Consider the following 17,300-nt stretch of genomic DNA (forward strand, 5'->3'; position numbering starts at 1 on the left):
CCTGCCGGCAGGACGGCGGGGCCGATCGCCCCGTCGCATCCCGGACGTGCCGGTCGAGACCGGGTGTCTGCGTCAACATTCCACGACGTTGACCGCAAGGCCCCCCTTGGAGGTTTCCTTGTATTTGTCGGTCATGTCGAGGCCCGTCTGGCGCATGGTCTCGATGCAGCTGTCGAGCGGCACGAAATGGCTGCCGTCGCCGCGCAGCGCCAGCGAGGCGGCGGTGACCGCCTTGACCGCGCCGAGCGCATTGCGCTCGATACAGGGCACCTGAACCAGCCCGCCGATCGGGTCGCATGTCATGCCGAGGTGATGTTCGAGCGCGATCTCGGCGGCGTTTTCCACCTGCTCGTTTGTTCCGCCAAGCGCTGCGCAAAGCCCCGCTGCCGCCATTGCCGAGGCCGAGCCGACCTCGCCCTGGCAGCCGACCTCTGCGCCCGAGATCGAGGCATTGGCCTTGATGATGCCGCCAATCGCGGCGGCGACCAGCAGGAAGGTGCGAATGCCGTCCCGACAACCGTCCGGGCAATGGTCGAGATAGTAGCGGACAACGGCCGGCACCACGCCGGCGGCGCCATTGGTGGGGGCGGTGACGAGCGTGCCGCCGGCCGCGTTTTCCTCGTTCACAGCCATCGCGTAGACGCCGAGCCAGTCCATCACCGTGTGCTGGAAGGGGCGGTTCTTGCCGGCTTCCGCCAGAAGTTTTTCGTGGATCTGGCGGGCGCGGCGCTTCACCTTCAGCCCGCCCGGAAGTTGGCCGTCGCGCGACAGGCCGCGCTGCAGGCAGGCGTTCATTGCCTCCCAGATCCGGTCGAGCTCCGCATCCAGATCGAGGTCGGCGGCGTGGGGTGCGCGGGCGGCCTCGTTGGCGCGTTTCATCCCTGCGATCGAAAGCCCGCTCTCCGCGCCCATCTTCAGCATTTCCTTCGCCGAGCCGAAGGGGTAGGGCGCGCCGGCCTCTTCCGTCTGGGCCATCAGGTCGTCCTGGGCGGCCAGTTCCTCCGCGCTGACGACGAAGCCGCCTCCGATGGAATAGAGCGTGTCCTCGGCGAGTGCCGTGCCGTTGGCATCAAGCGCGCGAAAGATCATGCCGTTGGCGTGGCCTGCAAGCGGCGGGCCGTAGTCGAAGACGAGATCCTTCGCCGGATCGAAAGCAATCGGTCCGATGCCATCCACCTCAAGCGTGCAGTCGCGCGCGAGCCGCTCCATCTCGGCGTCGACGCCGTCGGGGTCGATGGTCGCCGGATCGTGGCCGGCAAGGCCGAGGCAGATCGCCCGGTCGCTGGCGTGGCCTTTGCCGGTGAAGGCGAGCGACCCGTGCAACGACACCTCGATGCGCGCAGGAACGACGGCGTTGTCGCGCAGGTCCTGAAGAAACCGGCCGGCCGCGACCATCGGCCCCATGGTGTGGGACGACGACGGCCCGATGCCGATCTTGAAGATGTCGAATACGCTGATGAACACGAACCCCTCCCGCGTCTGCCATCAAGGCCGCTCCCGACGGCGGGCGCGATCATGGCGTGCGAATCGCGGCCCGTCATCCGTGCAGTGCGGCAATGACGCAAACGAAAGGCTGGGTGACGTTTTCAGGTGATGCCGTCAGGTGTCCTCAGGCCACAGGAAGGCATAGACGGCGAGCGAGAAACCGATGTGCTCACGCAGCAGCGCGACGGCACTCGGCGTGTCGCGGTCGAGCGTCGCCTCCATCATCTGCGTGTGATGGGCAAGGCCAAGCGTCCGGGTGACGAGTTCGGTAAAGGCGGTGCGTGCGGCTGTGTCCAGCTCGCGATGGGCTGCGGGATCGAACAGCATGTGCCGGTGATGGCGGCGGAGTTGCTGGGTGATCTGGCGCTGAAAGCGTGTCAGGCAGTCCGACTGTCCGGCCGACAGCAGCGCGTCGTGAAAGCCGTCATGGCGAAGCTCCCATTCGGCCATGTCGGGCGCAGCGACGCCGGGGCCGGGAACCGGCGTGCGGGCGAAGCGATGATGGGCGGCGACGATGCGCCCCTCCCACTCCGCGTCGCCGGAAGCGATGGAGCGGGCGAGCAGCGCTTCTTCCGCCGCCCGCCGCCCGACCTGGAGGTCGCGGGTCGACGATGCGGAAACGGGCGCGACCCGGTAGCCGCGGTTGCGCTCCGAGACCACCAGACCCTCTGCTTCGAGCCGGGACAGCGCCTCGCGCAGGGGCGTCCAGCCAAGGCCGTAGCGATCGGTCAGCGTGGCGACGACCAGCGGTGTGCCGGCGACGAGCGCCGCGTTGACGATGTCGGCCCTGAGCCGTTCGAAGGCCTCGTCAGTCTTTGCCATTTCGGGCCTGTCCCTTGCCGGTTGCGGACCTGCGGTCTGTTCTGTGCGGCGCGTGACCGGCACCTTAGCAAAAAATATAATACCGGAAATTATATATAATATATTGAGCTCCGTCACCCCGCTTGCTAGGGTGATGCCACTTCATCCACCGCCAAAGTTCGCCGGAGCGCGACAGTCGGCGGGAAGCGCCGCGCAGACGGTGCCGCCGAGTGACCAGGACGACCGACATGCTCACGAACCAGGGTGCCGATGCGCGCCGCCTCGACGAAAACGATCCCCTCGCCGCGAAGCGTGATCTTTTCACCATTCCCGAGGGCGTGCTTTATCTCGACGGAAATTCGCTCGGCGTCTTGCCGGCCGCCGTGCCCGCCCATGTCCAGAAGGTCGTCACGCAGGAGTGGGGCACCAGCCTGATCCGCGCCTGGAACGAACACGACTGGATCGACCTGCCGCAGCGGGTCGGCGACAAGATCGCCCCGATCGTCGGCGCCGCGCCCGACACCGTCACCGCTTGCGACAACACCTCGATCAATGTGTTCAAGGTGCTGGCCGCCGCGCTCGCCCTGCGTCCCGAGCGCAAGGTTATCCTGTCCGACAACGGCAATTTTCCGACCGACCTCTACATGGCGCAGGGCCTGCGTGACCTGCTGGATCGCGGGCATGAGCTGAAGATCGTCGACCCCGAGGCCGTCGAGGCTGCAATCGACGACAGTGTCGCCGTCGTGATGCTGACCCAGGTGGACTACAAGACGGGGCGCCTGCACGACATGGCGGCGCTGACGAAGCGCGCGCACGAGGTCGGTGCGCTCACGGTCTGGGATCTGGCGCATTCCGCCGGTGCGGTCCCGGTCAAGCTGGACGCCTGCGGCGCGGATTTCGCCGTCGGCTGCGGTTACAAGTATCTGAACGGCGGACCCGGTGCGCCGGCCTTTCTTTATATCGCCGCCGGCCTGCAGAACGAGGTGACCGCGCCGCTCACCGGCTGGATGGGCCATGAGGCGCCGTTTGCCTTCGATCTCGATTTCCGCGCCGATACCGGGATCGGGCGCATGCGGGTCGGCACGCCGCCGGTTATTTCGCTCTCCGCGCTCGACAAGGCGCTCGACGCCTTCGCCGATGTCGACATGGAGGTGCTGCGCGAAAAGTCGATCAGCCTGAGCGAGTTGTTCCGCGCCGAAGTCGAGCGCCGCTGCCCGGAGCTGGAGCTTGCCAGCCCGCGCGACCCGCGCGCACGCGGCAGCCAGGTCTCCTTCCGCTTCGAGCATGGCTATGCGCTTATGCAGGCGCTGATCGCACGCGGTGTGATCGGGGACTTCCGGGCGCCCGACGTGGTGCGCTTCGGGTTTACCCCGCTCTATCTGTCGCACGCCGACGTTCTTGCCGCCTGCGACATTCTCGAGGACATCGTGAAGACCCGCGGCTGGGACAAGCCCGAGTTCCACAAGAAGGCCAAGGTGACATGAGCGATACGCCCGAGCCACGCGACAAGTTGCTGACACCGTTCGATCCGGAGACGGACGGCGCGGAGATGGAATTCGACGGCCGCATGTCCTATGGCGACTACCTCGGCCTCAACCGGATCCTGACGTCGCAAAATCCGCTGTCCGAGGCCCATGACGAGATGCTGTTCATCATTCAGCATCAAACCTCGGAACTGTGGATGAAGCTCGCGATCCACGAGCTTGTGGCGGCGAAACGGCAAATCGCCTCCGACGACCTGCCGCCGGCGTTCAAGATGCTGACCCGCGTGTCGCGCATCTTCGAACAATTGACCGGCGCCTGGCAGGTGCTGCGCACGATGACACCGTCGGAATACACCGAGTTTCGCGAGGATCTGGGCCAGTCGTCCGGCTTCCAGTCGCATCAGTACCGGGCCATCGAGTTCCTGGCCGGTAACAAGAATGCCGCGATGCTGCGCCCGCATGTGCATGTGGAGCGCATTCATCACTGGCTCAACCAGCTGCTCCTGGAAACCAGCATTTACGACGAGGCGATCCGCTTGCTGGCGCGGTCGGGCTTCGAGATCGATGCCGATCACCTCGCCCGCGATCCGAGCGAACCCTATGTCAAGAACGCCAGCGTTCATGCGGCATGGATGGAGGTCTACCGGGATCCGGGCACGCACTGGCCGCTTTACGAACTGGCCGAGAAGCTGGTCGACTTTGAGGATTATTTCCGTCGCTGGCGTTTCAATCATGTGACCACGGTGGAACGCGTGATCGGCTTCAAGCGCGGCACCGGCGGGACCTCCGGTGTCAACTACCTCCGCCGCATGCTCGATGTTGTCCTGTTCCCGGAATTATGGGACATCCGCGCCGATCTTTGATCCGATGGCGCCGCCGCGCCGCCCGCACCGGAGGAGACGCAATGTCCCGCCTCATCGACATCACGCCACCGCTGGCGCCGGGTGCGGCCCACTTTCCGGGCGACGCGCCCTATCGGGTCGAGCAGACCTTTGCGATCTCGCCGCACTGTCCGGTTAATGTGACGAGCGTCTCGCTTTCCACGCATTGCGGCGCCCATGCCGACGCGCCGCTGCACTACGATGCGCAAGGCGCCGACATCGCCTCGCTGTCTCTTGAGGACTTTATCGGACCGGCGCGGCTGATCGATGCGCGCGGGGAGGGGGCGCTGTGCCTGGCGGGGGAAATCGCCGACCGGCTCGACGACGTTCCGCCGCGCGTGTTGTTGAGGCTCGCGGATACGGTCGATCCGATGCGCTGGCCTGCCGGCTTTCGTGCGCTCGCTCCGGAAACGGTGGATCTGCTGGCATCGCGCGGGGTCAGGCTGATCGGCGTCGACGTGCCGTCCGTCGATCCGGAAACGTCAAAGGCGTTGCCTGCGCATATGGCGGTGCGCAAGCACGACATGCGGATTTTGGAGAATCTGGCGCTCCATATGGCGGATTTTGGGGATTATGAGTTGATCGCGCCGCCATTGAAGTTAGAAGGACTTGATGCGGCGCCGGTGCGCGCCGTCTTGCGACCTCTCTGAAGACGAGGCGCGAGGGGGCATGACAAGGTGGCGCACGAACAGACCGCCAGAACACACGAGGGAGGCGACGGGCTTGGGAGAGCTTATGCTGGAGGTGGACCGCCTGGTCATGGACTATGGCGGGTTTCGCGCGGTCGATCATTGCTCCTTTGAGGTGCGTGAGGGATCGATCACCGGCCTGATCGGCCCGAACGGGGCCGGCAAGACCACATTGTTCAATCTTATTGCCGGTGCGTTTCCCCCGACCGAGGGGTCGATCCGCTACCTTGGCAAGACCATCACGAAGCTTTCCACCGACAAGCGGTTCCACCGCGGTCTGGTGCGAACCTTCCAGATCCCCCATGAGTTTCACCGCCTGACGGCGTTGGAGAACCTGATGATGGTGCCGCCGGGGCAGGCGGGCGAGAGCCTCGTCGCCAACTGGCTGAGCTATGGCCGGGTGCGCGAAACCGAGGCAAAGGTGCGCGCCCGCGCCGAGGAAGCGCTGGAATTCCTCGAGCTGACCCATCTGGCCAACGAGCGCGCAGGCAATCTGTCCGGCGGTCAGAAGAAGCTGCTCGAGCTCGGCCGCACGATGATGACGGACGCGCGCCTGGTGCTCCTCGACGAGCCGGCCGCCGGCGTCAACCGCACGCTCCTGCGCAAGCTTGAGGAAAAGATCGCGATCCTCAACAAGGAGCGCGGCTACACCTTCATCCTGATCGAGCACGACATGGAAATGATCGAGAAGCTTTGCGATCCGGTGATCTGCATGGCCGAGGGCAAGGTGCTGATCCAGGGCGATTTCGCCACCGTGCGCTCCGACCCAAGGGTGCTGGAAGCCTATCTGGGCGAGACCGTCGGAGACGCTGCATGAGCGATGTTCTCGTGATGCGGGACCTCGTTGGCGGCTATGGCGACGCCAATGTCCTGCAAGGCGTGTCGATGCGCGCGGCCAGGGCGGAGATCGTCGTGATCGTCGGCCCCAACGGCGCCGGCAAGTCGACCGCGATGAAGGCGATCTTCGGTCTCCTCAAGGTGCGCGGCGGATCGATCACGGTCGATGGAACGGATATCACCGGCTGGGAGCCTAACCGGATCGTGGAGGCCGGCGTGTGTTACGTGCCGCAGGTCAGCAACGTCTTTCGCGAGATGACGGTGCATGAAAACCTGGAAATGGGCGCCTTCCTGCGCTCCGGCGATCTCAGTGCCGCCTATGACCGGGTCTACACGCTGTTTCCCGACCTGAAGGAGCGCCACAAGGCCCTTGCCGGCAATCTGTCGGGCGGCCAGCGCCAGATGGTCGCCATGGGCCGCGCGCTCATGCTGGAGCCGAAGCTCCTGCTTCTCGACGAACCGACGGCGGGCCTGTCGCCGCGCTACATGGAGCAGATCTTCCAGATCTCCCGCGACGTGCGCGATACGGGCGTCACCATCGTTCTGGTCGAGCAGCACGCCAAGCAGGCGCTGGCCTTCGCCGACCGCGGCTATGTGCTGGCGTCCGGCGCCAACCGCCACGAAGGCACCGGCGCGGACCTCCTCGCCGACCGCGACGTCGCAGACATGTTCCTCGGAGGGTGAGTGCGATGGGCGCGCTGGATATCATCAACTTCTATCTCGTTCCGGGCATCGTCATCGGCTCGATCTATGCGCTGGGCGCGGTCGGCATCACGCTGGTCTTCGCCATCTTGCGGTATGCGCATCTGGCGCATGGCGATCTCGCCACGCTCGGCGCCTTCCTCGCGCTGGGCGCCGTGACGCTTGGCGGGGTTTCGCCCTATGTCGCGCTTCCCGTCGCTATGGTGCTGACCGCCGCCGCCGCGGTGATGATCGACAAGGCCTTCTATGCGTATCTGCGCGAACGGCCGAGGATCGTCACCGTCATGGCCTCGCTCGGTGTGGCCCTGATGGTGCGGGCCATCGTTCAGGTGGTCTGGGGGGTCGATTCCGAAACCTATACCCGCGGCATCGTGCGGCCGGACGTGTGGTTCGGCATCCGCGTCCGAGATCGCGAGCTGATCACCATATTCGCGATGATCGCCCTGGTGCTGGCGCTGCATGTCTTTCTTCAGCGCAGCAAGTGGGGCAAGGCGATGCGGGCGATGTCCGACAATCCGGATCTCGCGCTCTTGTCCGGCGTCGACAACAAGAAGGTCGTGATGCTGACCTGGACGATCGTCGGCGGGCTGTGCGCGGCCGCCGGGGTCTTCCTCGGGCTGAACTACGAACTCAAGGCGATGATGGGCTGGACCATGCTGCTGCCGATGTTCGCCGCCGCCATTCTGGGCGGTGTCGGCCGGGTCGAGGGCGCGGTCCTGGGCGGGCTGATCGTCGGCATCGCGGAGGAGATGTCGACGCTGTTCCTGCCCACCGAATACAAGGCCGCGACCGCCTTCGTGATCCTGCTGCTCATGCTGCTTGTGCGCCCGACCGGGCTGCTCAAGGGCAAGGTTCTTTAGGGGGGACGGCTGACATGGAATGGATCGGCCTTGCCAATTATGCCGTCTTCATGGCGATCTTCATCTGCATCTATGCGCTGCTGTCGCTGGGGCTGAACATCCAGTGGGGTTTTACCGGCCTCTTCAACGCCGGCATCGCGGGCTTTTTCGCGGTCGGCGCCTATACGTCCGCGATCCTGACGTCTCCGGATGCCGCGGGCCGCATCGGCGGCTTCGACCTGCCGGTGCCCGTCGGCTGGATCGGCGCGATGGCGGCGGCGGCACTGATCGCCTGGCCGATCGGAAAGATCTGCCTGCGGTTTCGCTCCGACTATCTGGCCATCGCGACGATCGGCGTGGCCGAGATCATCCGCCTGGTGATCAAGTCGGAAGACTGGCTGACCAACTCCGCGCGCGGCATCACCGATATTCCGCGCCCCTTCGGCGACCTGCCGTATGTCTATTCGCAGCTAGCCTATCTGGCGATTGTCGCCGGGGTTCTGCTGATTGCCTATCTGATGGTGGAACGCCAGATCACCGCGCCCTGGGGGCGGATGATGCGTGCCATTCGCGACAATGAGGACGCCGCCCGCGCAATGGGCAAGGACGTGCCGTTCCGACGGCTGGAGGCCTTCATCTTCGGCTCGGCGCTGATGGGGCTTGGCGGGGCATTGTTCGCGCATTTCAACCGCACGATCACGCCGGAGGCGATCGATCCGATGATCGCGACCTTCCTCGTGTGGATCATGCTGATCCTGGGCGGTTCGGGAAACAATCGCGGCGCCATTCTCGGTGTGGCCGTCGTCTGGATCATCTGGTCGATGTCGGAGATGGTTACGGACCAGTTGCCGCATGAATATGCGGTGAAGGCGAAATACATGCGCGTCTTCCTGATCGGGCTGATGCTTCAACTGGTGTTGCGCTTCCGTCCGGAGGGGCTTTTGCCGGAGCCGCAGGGGGCGCGCGAAGAGGTGTCTGAAAAGTCGAAATGAAGCTTGTGGGGACGGCACGTTTCGGTTGAGACTGTCGCCCCAGAGGGGACCGGAAACCGGATCCCGAAAAGACGCGCGGTGTTCGATTGCCGCGTGAATGATAAGTGGAGGTGAGTGATGAACAAGTTCCGTACCGCCCTGGCCGCGACGCTGCTCGGCGCGACGGCGATGGCCGCGCCGGCCCATGCCGACATGAAGATCGGTCTTCTGGGCGGCGTGTCAGGCCCGATCGCGGCGATGGCGCCGGCGATGATCGACAGCGCCCGACTGGCCGTCCAGCAGGTGAACGACAATGGCGGCCTTCTCGATGGCGAAAAGCTCGTCGCGGTGATCGGCGACAGCGCCTGCAACCCGCAAAACGGCACGGACGCGGCGACCAAGGCGGTCAACATCGAAGGTGTGATCGGTATCGTCGGCCCGCATTGCTCGGGCGCGGTGCTGGCGGCGGCCAACTCGGTCACCATTCCCGCCGGCGTTACCATCATCACGCCGTCCGGCACCTCGCCGGAAATCTCCGGCCTCAACGACAACGATACGGTCTTCCGCACGGTGCCGTCCGATGATTTCCAGGGTCGTGCCCTGGCCCGCACATTGCGTGATCGCGGCACGGAAAAGGTTGCGGTCGCCTATCTGAACAACGACTACGGCAAGGGCCTGGCCGAATCGTTCAAGGCCGAGTTCGAGGGCAATGGCGGCGAGATCGCCGGCTTTGCGGCGCATGAAGGCGAGAAAGCCTCCTACCGGTCGAACCTGGCCGAGCTTGCTTCGGGCGGAGCCGACACGCTGGTGATCTTCGACTATGGCGACGGCTCCGGCCTCACCATGCTGCGTCAGTCGCTGGAAAACGGCTTCTTCGAGAACTTCGTCGGCGGCGATGGCATGAAGTCCGATGCCCCGATCAAGGAACTCGGCGCGGAAAACCTGACCACCTTCCTTTCGTCGGCCCCGGTGGGCGAGAAGTCGGATTCGCTCGAGATGTTCAACGCGGCGTTTGCCGACGTCGGCGGCGATCCGTCGGCGATCTTTGCGACGACGTCCTATGACGCGGCCTTCCTGCTGGCACTTGCCATCGAAAAGGCCGGCGGCGACAAGGCCAAAATCTCTGCATCGCTGCGCGAGATTTCCAATGGCGAAGGCGAGCCGATCCGCGCCGGCGAATGGGCGAAGGCCAAGGAGCTGATCGCCGCCGGTACCGCGATTGACTACAAGGGCGCCGCTGGCGATCACAACTTCGACGACAAGGGCGACGTTCCGGGGACCTATGCCCTGTTCAAGGTTGCCGGCGACGGCTTCGAGGTGATCTCGGAAATCAAATAGGCCGCTGTCGCGCGCCTTCATGAGCACGAAAGCAAAAGATTGGCCGTCGGGGCGTTCCCGGCGGCCTTTTTTATTCATCGGTCGGTGTCATGAGGTCGGCGGTGGGCTCCGCGGAGCGGATCCGTGCCTGTGCCGTCAGGAAACCCGCGCGGCTGCGCCCTCGGCGGCGGGATCGATGTTCAGCAGGAAGCGGATTTCGCCGCGGTCCTCGGCCAGTTCCGCGATCGTGTGCGCGTCGAGCACATTCATGAAGGCTTCCAGCGCTTCATGCAGCAGACCGTTGAAGCCACAGGAGGTGATCAGCGGACAGTCCTTGCGTCCCGATTCGAAGCATTCCGCCAGAAGGAAGCTCTCCTCGGCGGCGCGCACCACGGCGCCGACGGTGATCTCCTCCGCCGGCCGCGCCAGCATCAGCCCGCCGTTGCGTCCGCGAAGCGTGCGCACGAACCCGTTGCTGACCAGAACCTTGAGAATCTTGAAGAGATGCGTTTCCGACATCTCGAAGCTGGCCGCGATATCCGCGACCCGGCTGGGCTTGTCGGGGTTTGCCGCACAGTAGATCAGGGTGCGGACCGCGTAATTGGTCTGTTGAGTAAGGCGCATGCCACCAGATATGCGTCTCTGCCGGGGCCGCGTCAACGGTGGGACGCGAAAATCCTGCGTCAAAGGCTCAGGTTTACCGGTTTTTGCGCATTTTGGCAGTCGGCGCGCGCGCCCGGCGGCGAGGCAGGTGCCGGGTCGCGTCTCTGCCTCAGGTGCCGCAACGGCCAGTATGGCGGTGATCGTTTCGCCGGCGTCTGCCATGCGGCCCGGACCGCTCCCGCGCGTGCCGCGCGATCAGTCGGCGGCTTGCATCCCGGCATCTCACCCGCGTCCGTGTCGGGAAACCGGTCCGCACATACCGGCAACCCCCTTGCACGGCGCGCCCAAAACATGAATACTGAATCATAATTCATGTTTTGGGAGGCGACTGAGAGACGGTGAGCGATCCGAAGGGAAACAGCCTGCGACCGGAGAAGGGAGCCTCCGTCTCCCGCCGGAGCCGGGCGAAATCCGCCGCCGCCCCAAAAGCGGCCCACGACATGCGCGGACGGCAGGATCCGGCTGCGCCCAAGCCGAAGACCGCGCGCGGCGAGGCGACGAGGCGCGCCATCCTTTCGGCGGCGGAAAAGGTCATCGGCGAGCAGGGCTTCAACGAGGCCTCCATCGGGTCGATCACCCGCGCGGCGGGCGTCGCCCAGGGCACATTCTACATCTATTTCGCCAGCAAGGACGATGTCTTCTCCGAGCTTGTCGCCGACATGGGGCGCATGCTGCGCCATGCGATCAGTGAGGCGACCGCGGGCATCGCCAACCGGCTGGATGCGGAGCGCGCCGGCCTGCGCGCGTTCCTGACCTTCGTCGCCGCTCATCCCGAGCTTTATCGCATCGTCCAGGAAGCGCAATTCGTCGATCCCAAGGCCTATCTCGCTTACTTTCGCACCTTTGCCGAAGGCTACCGCGAGGGGCTGGCGCAGGCGGCGCAAAACGGCGACATCCGCGCGGGTGACGCGGACATCCGCGCCTGGGCGCTGATGGGCATCGCCCGCTCGCTTGGCGAATATTCCGTCGTCTTTGGCAGCGATGCCTCGATCGACGAGATGGTCGACACCGCTCACGAGATGATCGTCCACGGGCTGTCCGCTCCCGCCGCTGACGGGGATGGCGATGCCTGACCTCGCAAGGCTGTCCATCGATGCGGATATCGCGACGTTGACGCTCGACCGCCCCGGACGCGGCAATGCGCTGGTGCCGGAGCTTCTCGATAGCATGCGAGACTGTCTTGCGCGGGCCGCGCGTGCGGATGTGCATGCGCTTGTCCTGAACGCGAAGGGGCGGGCCTTTTCCGCCGGCGGCGATGTCGCGGGTTTTGCCGAAAGGGGAGCGGACACCGACGCGCTTCTGGCCTATTCGGCAGACATCGTCGGCGGGCTCAACCGCACGATCCTGAATCTTCTGGTGTTTCCCGCGCCGGTCGTGGCCGCCGTCAACGGCGCGGTGACCGGCGGGTCGGCCGGCTTCCTGCTTGCTTCCGACATCGTGGTGATGAGCGAGCGGGCGTTCCTGCAGCCCTACTACAGCGACATGGGCTTTGCCCCGGACGGCGGCTGGACGGCGCTCCTGCCCGAGCGCATCGGCGCGGCGAAGGCGCTGGAAGTGCAATATCTCAACACGCGGCTCGACGCGCGCACTTGCCGCGAGCTGGGACTGGCAAGCCGGATTTGCGCGTCGGAGGATCTCGAAACGGAGGTCGCGGCCCTCGTGCAGGTGATTGCCGCCAAGGATCGGGAAAGCCTGAAGGCAAGCCGCGCCAACACCTGGTCGCCGCTGCGGCGGGGGCGGGTCGCCGCGGCGCTCGAGCGCGAGCGCGCCGCCTTTCTGCGCCTGATCGCACGGCCCGAAACGGCAGCCCGCATGAGCGCCTTTCTGGCGCCGGCGGCCTCGGTCGGGAAAGGGGGCTGACATGGACTGGCTCACCGACATGGCGGCCAAGCGCGCGGAACTGACGCCGGACCGTCCGGCCTTTACCGATCATGCGAGCGGCAAGACGCTCACCTTCGCCGAGGTGAATGCGCGCGCGGACAAGACAGCGCGGGCCCTGGCAGCGCTCCTGATCGGCGAGGGCGACCGCGTCGCGGTGCTGTGCCACAATCATCCGGAGTTCTTCGTGCTGCTCTTCGCCGCGCAGAAATCGGGCGTGATCCTGCTTCCGCTCAACTGGCGGCAGCCGCCGGCGGAGCTTGCGCCGATCCTGGCGGAGGCCGGCGCCCGCATTCTGCTGCATGACGCGGCCACCCGCGATACCGCAGTGACCCTTTGCGAAACCGCAAACATGCGTCGTCTCGGCTTTGCGGATGCGTCCGGGGGCGCGGGAGAGGAAAGCCTGTGTGACGTGGCTGTCAGCGCGCGGGAGATCGCCGATCCGGCAGATGTTCGGCGCGTTCCCGCCGACGCGCCCTGGTATCTGCTTGCGACCTCCGGCACCACAGGCGTGCCCAAGCTGGTGATCCAGACGCCGACGATGGCCTGGGCCAATGCGGTGAACTACACCCAGGCCACCGGGTTGTCCGGCGACGACACGGCGGCGAACTTCCTGCCGCTGTTCCACACCGCCGGCATCAACCTGATGACCCTGCCGCTTTATCTCGCCGGCGGCCATTCCATTGTGTTGCGCAAATTCGACGCCGGGACCGTGCTGGACATGGTCAGGCGTGGCCGGATCACCGCCTTTTTCGGCGTTCCGGCGATCTATCAGGCGCTTGCGCTCGACCCGCGTTTCGAATGCGTCGATTTCTCGCCGCTGCGCTCGCTCGGTTGCGGCGGCGCGCCAATGCCCGCCCCCTTGCTGCGCACCTATCTGGCGCGCGGCGTGACCGTGTGCAACGGCATGGGCATGACCGAGACGGGGCCGACGGTGTTCCTGACCGATCCGGGCCGCGCGGCGGAAAAGATCGGCTCCGTCGGCAAGGCGCAGATCCTCGCCGAGGTGCGTCTGGTCGCGCCCGACGGCGCGGTGGTTTCGGGCGCCGGTGAAGGCGAACTGCAGATCCGCGGACCGGGTGTCACCCCCGGCTATTTCGGCAATCAACAGGCGACTTTGGAAGCGTTCACTGAGGGCGGGTGGCTGCGCTCCGGCGATGTCGCCCGACGGGACGAGGACGGCTATTACGCCATCGTCGACCGGATCAAGGACATGTACATCTCGGGCGGCGAGAACGTCTATCCGGCGGAAGTGGAAAAGGTGCTCGTCACCCATCCGGCGGTGCTTGATGCGGTGGTCCTCGGTGTTCCGGACGAAAAATGGGGCGAGGTTGGCGCCGCCTATCTGATTGCAAGGCCCGGCATGCACATCGATCCGGCCGCCCTTGTCACATGGTGCCGGGAGCGGCTGGCCGGTTACAAGGTGCCCCGCCATGTCGGGATCGTCGAGGACCTGCCGCGCACCGCAGCCGGCAAGGTCCAGAAGCACATTCTCAAGGCGCAACACGTCAAACATGATATCGCAAAGGAAGGGCAGGGCCGATGACCGCGCCGCTTGCAGACCCCGGCGATGGCTCCGCCGTCGTCCATCGCTGGACTCCGGCGCAAGCCGATTTCGACCGGTTCGCCGCGCTGTCGGGCGATGACAATCCGATCCATGTCGATCCGGCGTTTTCCGCGCGGACGCGGTTCGGGCGAACCGTGTCGCACGGCATGCTGCTCTATTCCAGGCTCTGGGCGCTGATCCGCACACGCTGGCCCGGTCGCCGCCATGCCATGCAGGAGCTGATGTTCCCGAACCCCGCCTATGCGGATGAGGAACTGACGATCGCCATTGCACCGGTTGCATCGGATCCCGATGAACTGTCGATCTCGATCCGGCGTGTAGGCGACGGTGCCGAGGTGCTGCGCGGACGGTGCCGTATGGAGGAGGCGCAATGAGGCAGGAAACCGAACGACGCCACGGCGACGGGCTGGAGCTTGGACGCAGCGCTGAACTGGTGCGACTCTATCCGCGCGGGCAGGCCGCGGATTTCGCGGCACTTGCCGGCCTGGATGCCGTTCCCGACACGGTGCCTGAACCGCTGATCGGCGGGATGTTCTCCTATCTGCTGGGCGTGAAGCTTCCAGGCTTTGGAACCAACTACCTCAAGCAGGAAATGCGGTTTTGCGGCGCCGCCGCATTCGACGTGCCCCTGCGCGCGCGGGTCACGGTCACCCGTCTGCGCCCGGAAAAGCATCTCGTCGATCTGGAGACGGTGTGCGAGACGCTGGAGGGCGAGGTTATCTGCACAGGCCGCGCGCTGGTCTATGTGGAAGACGTCGATGCCTGATCGGCGTGGCGGGCGAGGGCGCAAACAAAAACACCGCCGGCAAGCCGGCGGTGTTCTCGTCAGTTTCGACTGGCCGGAAAAGGCTCAGTCGAGCGCAAGCTGCGCGGCCTGGAGGCCACGGCCGCGACGATCTTCTTCCGTCACGAAGGTCAGCGTGGTGCCTTCAGCCGGAACGGCCATGCCCGAACGTTCGAAAGCGGTGATGTGAACGAACACGTCCTTGCCGCCTTCGGCCGGGGTGACGAAGCCAAAACCACGATCATGGTTGAAGAACTTGAGGGTGCCTGTCTGGCGCATGGGAAACTCCTGTCCCGAGTCTTAGTTTAAAGAGCGCAAGTAAGCGCACTTGCTTGCGCGAGCGTGGCATTCAGAAACGGGAAAGGCAGTTCTGTCCGACAGAACCGGTCTTCTGGACCGGGTAAGGCGCCGCATACCGAAACTTTCTTAACCGGGGTTCGAATTATCAAGCCCGCTATTGTAGAACCGAAGTCCAACGTTGATATGGTAGTCGAAATGCGCCAATCCGGCAAGGGCAATGCGAATTGACGTAGGGTTTTCCGGCGTATTATGCGGTCCTGCAAAGCTTTGAAAGAAGCGCGTTGAAGGCCTCGGGTTCCTCCAGATGGGGGGCATGGCCCGAGTGCGGGAAGGGGACGACGTGCCCCCGTTGCAGGCGTTCGAGCTGCCATTTCGCGGCGCCGCCGGCGTAGAGCTGGCTTTGGCCGCCGGGTGCAAGCGTGACGGGAATCTCGACCTTGGCGATCAGCGGGCGAAAGTCCTGCGCGGTCAGCGAGGCCCACATCGCGGCGAGCGCCGGACCTTTTGCCTTTCGCATTTCGGCTTCCGCAAAGCTGATAAGCTCTTCCTGTGCGCCCGGCGCGAAGCTGCGCCGCGCGGTCGCCCCGGCCAGACGCGGCCACTGGCTGGCGACGGCGCGGGCAAAGCCTCGGCTGCGATCCGCGTCAAGTCCGGAACGCGTGCCATGCGGCCAGTCCGCATCATTCAGCACCTTCGGCGACATGTCCTCGACGACGAGACGGGCGAGGCGACCTGTGCCGTGGCGCTCGATCATCGACCAGGCGACCAGCGCCCCCATCGACCAGCCGACCAGCACGACGTCGTCGAGGGCTTGGGCGGCGAGCATGCGGGCCACCGCATCCGCTGCGGCCACAATGGTCAGGTCGCCGGTTCGCGCGCTGTCGCCATGGCCGGGAAGGTCGGGGGCGATCACGCGGGTCATCGGGCCGAGCGCCTCCATCTGGGGCCGGAAAAAGCCGCCATGGCACGACCAGCCGTGCAGCAGCACGAGCGGGCGCGCATCCGGCGTCCCGGTGCCGGCCGCGCGAAAGGCGAGCTCGATCATCCGCGGCTCCGCAGCCGGCCCACAACGCCATCGGGGAAGAAATAGACGGAAACGATGAAGAGCACGCCCAGCCACATCAGCCAGCGTTCCGGAGCGACGAGATCCGGAATGAGCGGCAGCATGCCGGTGGCGTGTTCGGCCGCGCCCATCAGGCTTTGCAGGTAGGTCTGCGCCAGGATGAAGAGCGTTGCGCCGATCATCGCGCCATACATGGTGCCCATGCCGCCGATAACCACCATCAGCAGGATGTCGATCATGATCTCCATGGAAAGCGTCGTCGCCGGTCCGGTGTAGCGGATCCAGATCGCCAGAAGCGCGCCGGCAAGCGCGGCAACACAGGCCGACAGCACGGTGGCGGCGGTGCGGTACCAGATTACCCGGTAGCCTATCGCCTCGGCGCGAAAGGCATTGTCGCGAACGGCCTTCAGCGTCCGGCCGAAGGGCGAGTTGACGATCCTGAGCAGCCCGAGGAAGAGCACCAGCGCGGACACGAAGACGAGATAATAGGCGAGCAGCCGGCCGTCGATACGCACGTCCATGATGCGCGTGTCGACGAGCTTGAAGGCCGGCGTCAGCACGCGTGGAATGCGGTAGGTGAGCCCGTCCTCGCCGCCCGTGATCGTGGAAAGCTGCGAGACAAGAACCGCGAAGGCGCTGGCCACGGCAAGCGTGACCATGGCGAAGAAGATCGCCTTCACCCTGAGCGAGAACAACCCGATGGCGAGTGCCAGCACACCGGCCATGGCGGTTCCGCCGAGAACGCCGAGGAGGATTGCGGTGAAGGAGGCGCCAAGCGCGGATAACGCAAGCGCCACGCCATAGGCGCCGATGCCGAAGAACATCGTATGCGCGAAGGAGACGATGCCGGTGTAGCCGAGCAGCAGGTCGTAGCTTGCCACCAGCACGATGAAGATGCAGATCCGAGCCGCCGTATCCAGCGATTTGGTGCCGGGAAACAGGAACGGCGCGAAGGCGAGCCCCAGCGCGATGACGATGAGAACGAGCGCCAGGGGACGCGAATTAGGCCGGTCGCCGGAAAGGAGCCTGTCGATCATGT

At 65.4% G+C, this 17,300-nt stretch carries 19 protein-coding genes; 13 read left to right on the forward strand and 6 right to left on the reverse strand.

Translation table 11 applies throughout. From position 1 onward, the window contains the following. Positions 1-72 precede the first annotated feature (72 nt). On the reverse strand, positions 73-1,464 hold the full coding sequence (locus BLU32_RS00825) for an L-serine ammonia-lyase (protein WP_093804559.1): 1,392 nt from the start codon (positions 1,462-1,464) through the stop codon (positions 73-75). A gap of 135 nt (positions 1,465-1,599) precedes the next feature. Then, positions 1,600-2,307, reverse strand: a complete 708-nt coding sequence (locus BLU32_RS00830) for a GntR family transcriptional regulator (protein ID WP_093804560.1) — start codon at positions 2,305-2,307, stop codon at positions 1,600-1,602. A 227-nt stretch (positions 2,308-2,534) separates the two neighbouring features. On the opposite strand from BLU32_RS00830, the gene kynU reads away from it, so the two are divergent. The 8 genes from kynU (at position 2,535) to BLU32_RS00870 (ending at position 10,027) form a co-directional block, all read left to right on the forward strand. Continuing rightward, a complete protein-coding gene (kynU, locus tag BLU32_RS00835) occupies positions 2,535-3,770 on the forward strand; it encodes a kynureninase (protein WP_093804561.1) in 1,236 nt (411 codons plus the stop codon). Next, positions 3,767-4,633 (forward strand): tryptophan 2,3-dioxygenase, encoded by an 867-nt coding sequence (gene kynA / locus BLU32_RS00840; protein WP_093804562.1) that lies wholly within the window; start codon positions 3,767-3,769, stop codon positions 4,631-4,633. The genes kynU and kynA overlap by 4 nt, the downstream gene beginning before the upstream one ends. Positions 4,634-4,674: 41 nt before the next feature. Further along, positions 4,675-5,301 (forward strand): arylformamidase, encoded by a 627-nt coding sequence (kynB, locus tag BLU32_RS00845; protein ID WP_093804563.1) that lies wholly within the window; start codon positions 4,675-4,677, stop codon positions 5,299-5,301. An 85-nt stretch (positions 5,302-5,386) separates the two neighbouring features. After that, on the forward strand, positions 5,387-6,157 hold the full coding sequence (locus BLU32_RS00850; protein ID WP_093804564.1) for an ABC transporter ATP-binding protein: 771 nt from the start codon (positions 5,387-5,389) through the stop codon (positions 6,155-6,157). Then, positions 6,154-6,861 (forward strand): ABC transporter ATP-binding protein, encoded by a 708-nt coding sequence (locus BLU32_RS00855; RefSeq protein ID WP_093804565.1) that lies wholly within the window; start codon positions 6,154-6,156, stop codon positions 6,859-6,861. Before BLU32_RS00850 ends, BLU32_RS00855 begins: the two co-directional genes overlap by 4 nt. 5 nt (positions 6,862-6,866) lie before the next feature. Beyond that, positions 6,867-7,739, forward strand: a complete 873-nt coding sequence (locus BLU32_RS00860) for a branched-chain amino acid ABC transporter permease (protein WP_093804566.1) — start codon at positions 6,867-6,869, stop codon at positions 7,737-7,739. A gap of 14 nt (positions 7,740-7,753) precedes the next feature. After that, positions 7,754-8,710: a branched-chain amino acid ABC transporter permease gene (locus BLU32_RS00865; RefSeq protein ID WP_093804567.1), complete on the forward strand. Its 957-nt coding sequence runs from the start codon at positions 7,754-7,756 to the stop codon at positions 8,708-8,710. Positions 8,711-8,827: 117 nt separating this feature from the next. Further along, positions 8,828-10,027, forward strand: coding sequence for an ABC transporter substrate-binding protein (locus BLU32_RS00870; protein ID WP_093804568.1), 1,200 nt, complete (start codon positions 8,828-8,830; stop codon positions 10,025-10,027). Between the two features lie 135 nt (positions 10,028-10,162). Here the strand turns inward: BLU32_RS00870 and rirA are convergent, their stop codons facing one another. Next, positions 10,163-10,630, reverse strand: coding sequence for an iron-responsive transcriptional regulator RirA (gene rirA / locus BLU32_RS00875; protein ID WP_093804569.1), 468 nt, complete (start codon positions 10,628-10,630; stop codon positions 10,163-10,165). A 377-nt stretch (positions 10,631-11,007) separates the two neighbouring features. On the opposite strand from rirA, the gene BLU32_RS00880 reads away from it, so the two are divergent. From BLU32_RS00880 to BLU32_RS00900, 5 genes are read left to right on the forward strand one after another with little or no spacing between them, the layout of a single operon-like run. Continuing rightward, positions 11,008-11,742 carry a TetR/AcrR family transcriptional regulator gene (locus BLU32_RS00880; protein WP_244501767.1) on the forward strand — a complete coding sequence of 245 codons (735 nt, stop codon included), beginning with the start codon at positions 11,008-11,010 and terminating at the stop codon, positions 11,740-11,742. Next, positions 11,735-12,529, forward strand: a complete 795-nt coding sequence (locus tag BLU32_RS00885) for an enoyl-CoA hydratase/isomerase family protein (protein WP_093810400.1) — start codon at positions 11,735-11,737, stop codon at positions 12,527-12,529. Before BLU32_RS00880 ends, BLU32_RS00885 begins: the two co-directional genes overlap by 8 nt. Before the next feature lies 1 nt (position 12,530). Next, on the forward strand, positions 12,531-14,093 hold the full coding sequence (locus tag BLU32_RS00890; protein WP_093804571.1) for an AMP-binding protein: 1,563 nt from the start codon (positions 12,531-12,533) through the stop codon (positions 14,091-14,093). Continuing rightward, a complete protein-coding gene (locus BLU32_RS00895) occupies positions 14,090-14,488 on the forward strand; it encodes a MaoC/PaaZ C-terminal domain-containing protein (protein WP_093804572.1) in 399 nt (132 codons plus the stop codon). The genes BLU32_RS00890 and BLU32_RS00895 overlap by 4 nt, the downstream gene beginning before the upstream one ends. Continuing rightward, a complete protein-coding gene (locus BLU32_RS00900; protein WP_172838510.1) occupies positions 14,485-14,880 on the forward strand; it encodes a phosphate acetyltransferase in 396 nt (131 codons plus the stop codon). The genes BLU32_RS00895 and BLU32_RS00900 overlap by 4 nt, the downstream gene beginning before the upstream one ends. A gap of 84 nt (positions 14,881-14,964) precedes the next feature. On the opposite strand, the gene BLU32_RS00905 is transcribed toward BLU32_RS00900, so the two are convergent. The 3 genes from BLU32_RS00905 to BLU32_RS00915 form a co-directional block, all read right to left on the reverse strand. Further along, the gene (locus tag BLU32_RS00905) at positions 14,965-15,177 is read right to left on the reverse strand and encodes a cold-shock protein (RefSeq protein WP_029058427.1); all 213 of its coding nucleotides are present in this window, start codon (positions 15,175-15,177) and stop codon (positions 14,965-14,967) included. Between the two features lie 268 nt (positions 15,178-15,445). Further along, on the reverse strand, positions 15,446-16,243 hold the full coding sequence (locus tag BLU32_RS00910; RefSeq protein ID WP_093804573.1) for an alpha/beta fold hydrolase: 798 nt from the start codon (positions 16,241-16,243) through the stop codon (positions 15,446-15,448). Then, positions 16,240-17,298, reverse strand: a complete 1,059-nt coding sequence (locus tag BLU32_RS00915) for a branched-chain amino acid ABC transporter permease (protein WP_093804574.1) — start codon at positions 17,296-17,298, stop codon at positions 16,240-16,242. The genes BLU32_RS00910 and BLU32_RS00915 overlap by 4 nt, the downstream gene beginning before the upstream one ends. Between the last annotated feature and the right edge of the window lie 2 nt (positions 17,299-17,300).

The sequence above is a fragment of the Stappia sp. ES.058 genome (assembly GCF_900105595.1).
GTDB lineage: Bacteria > Pseudomonadota > Alphaproteobacteria > Rhizobiales > Stappiaceae > Stappia.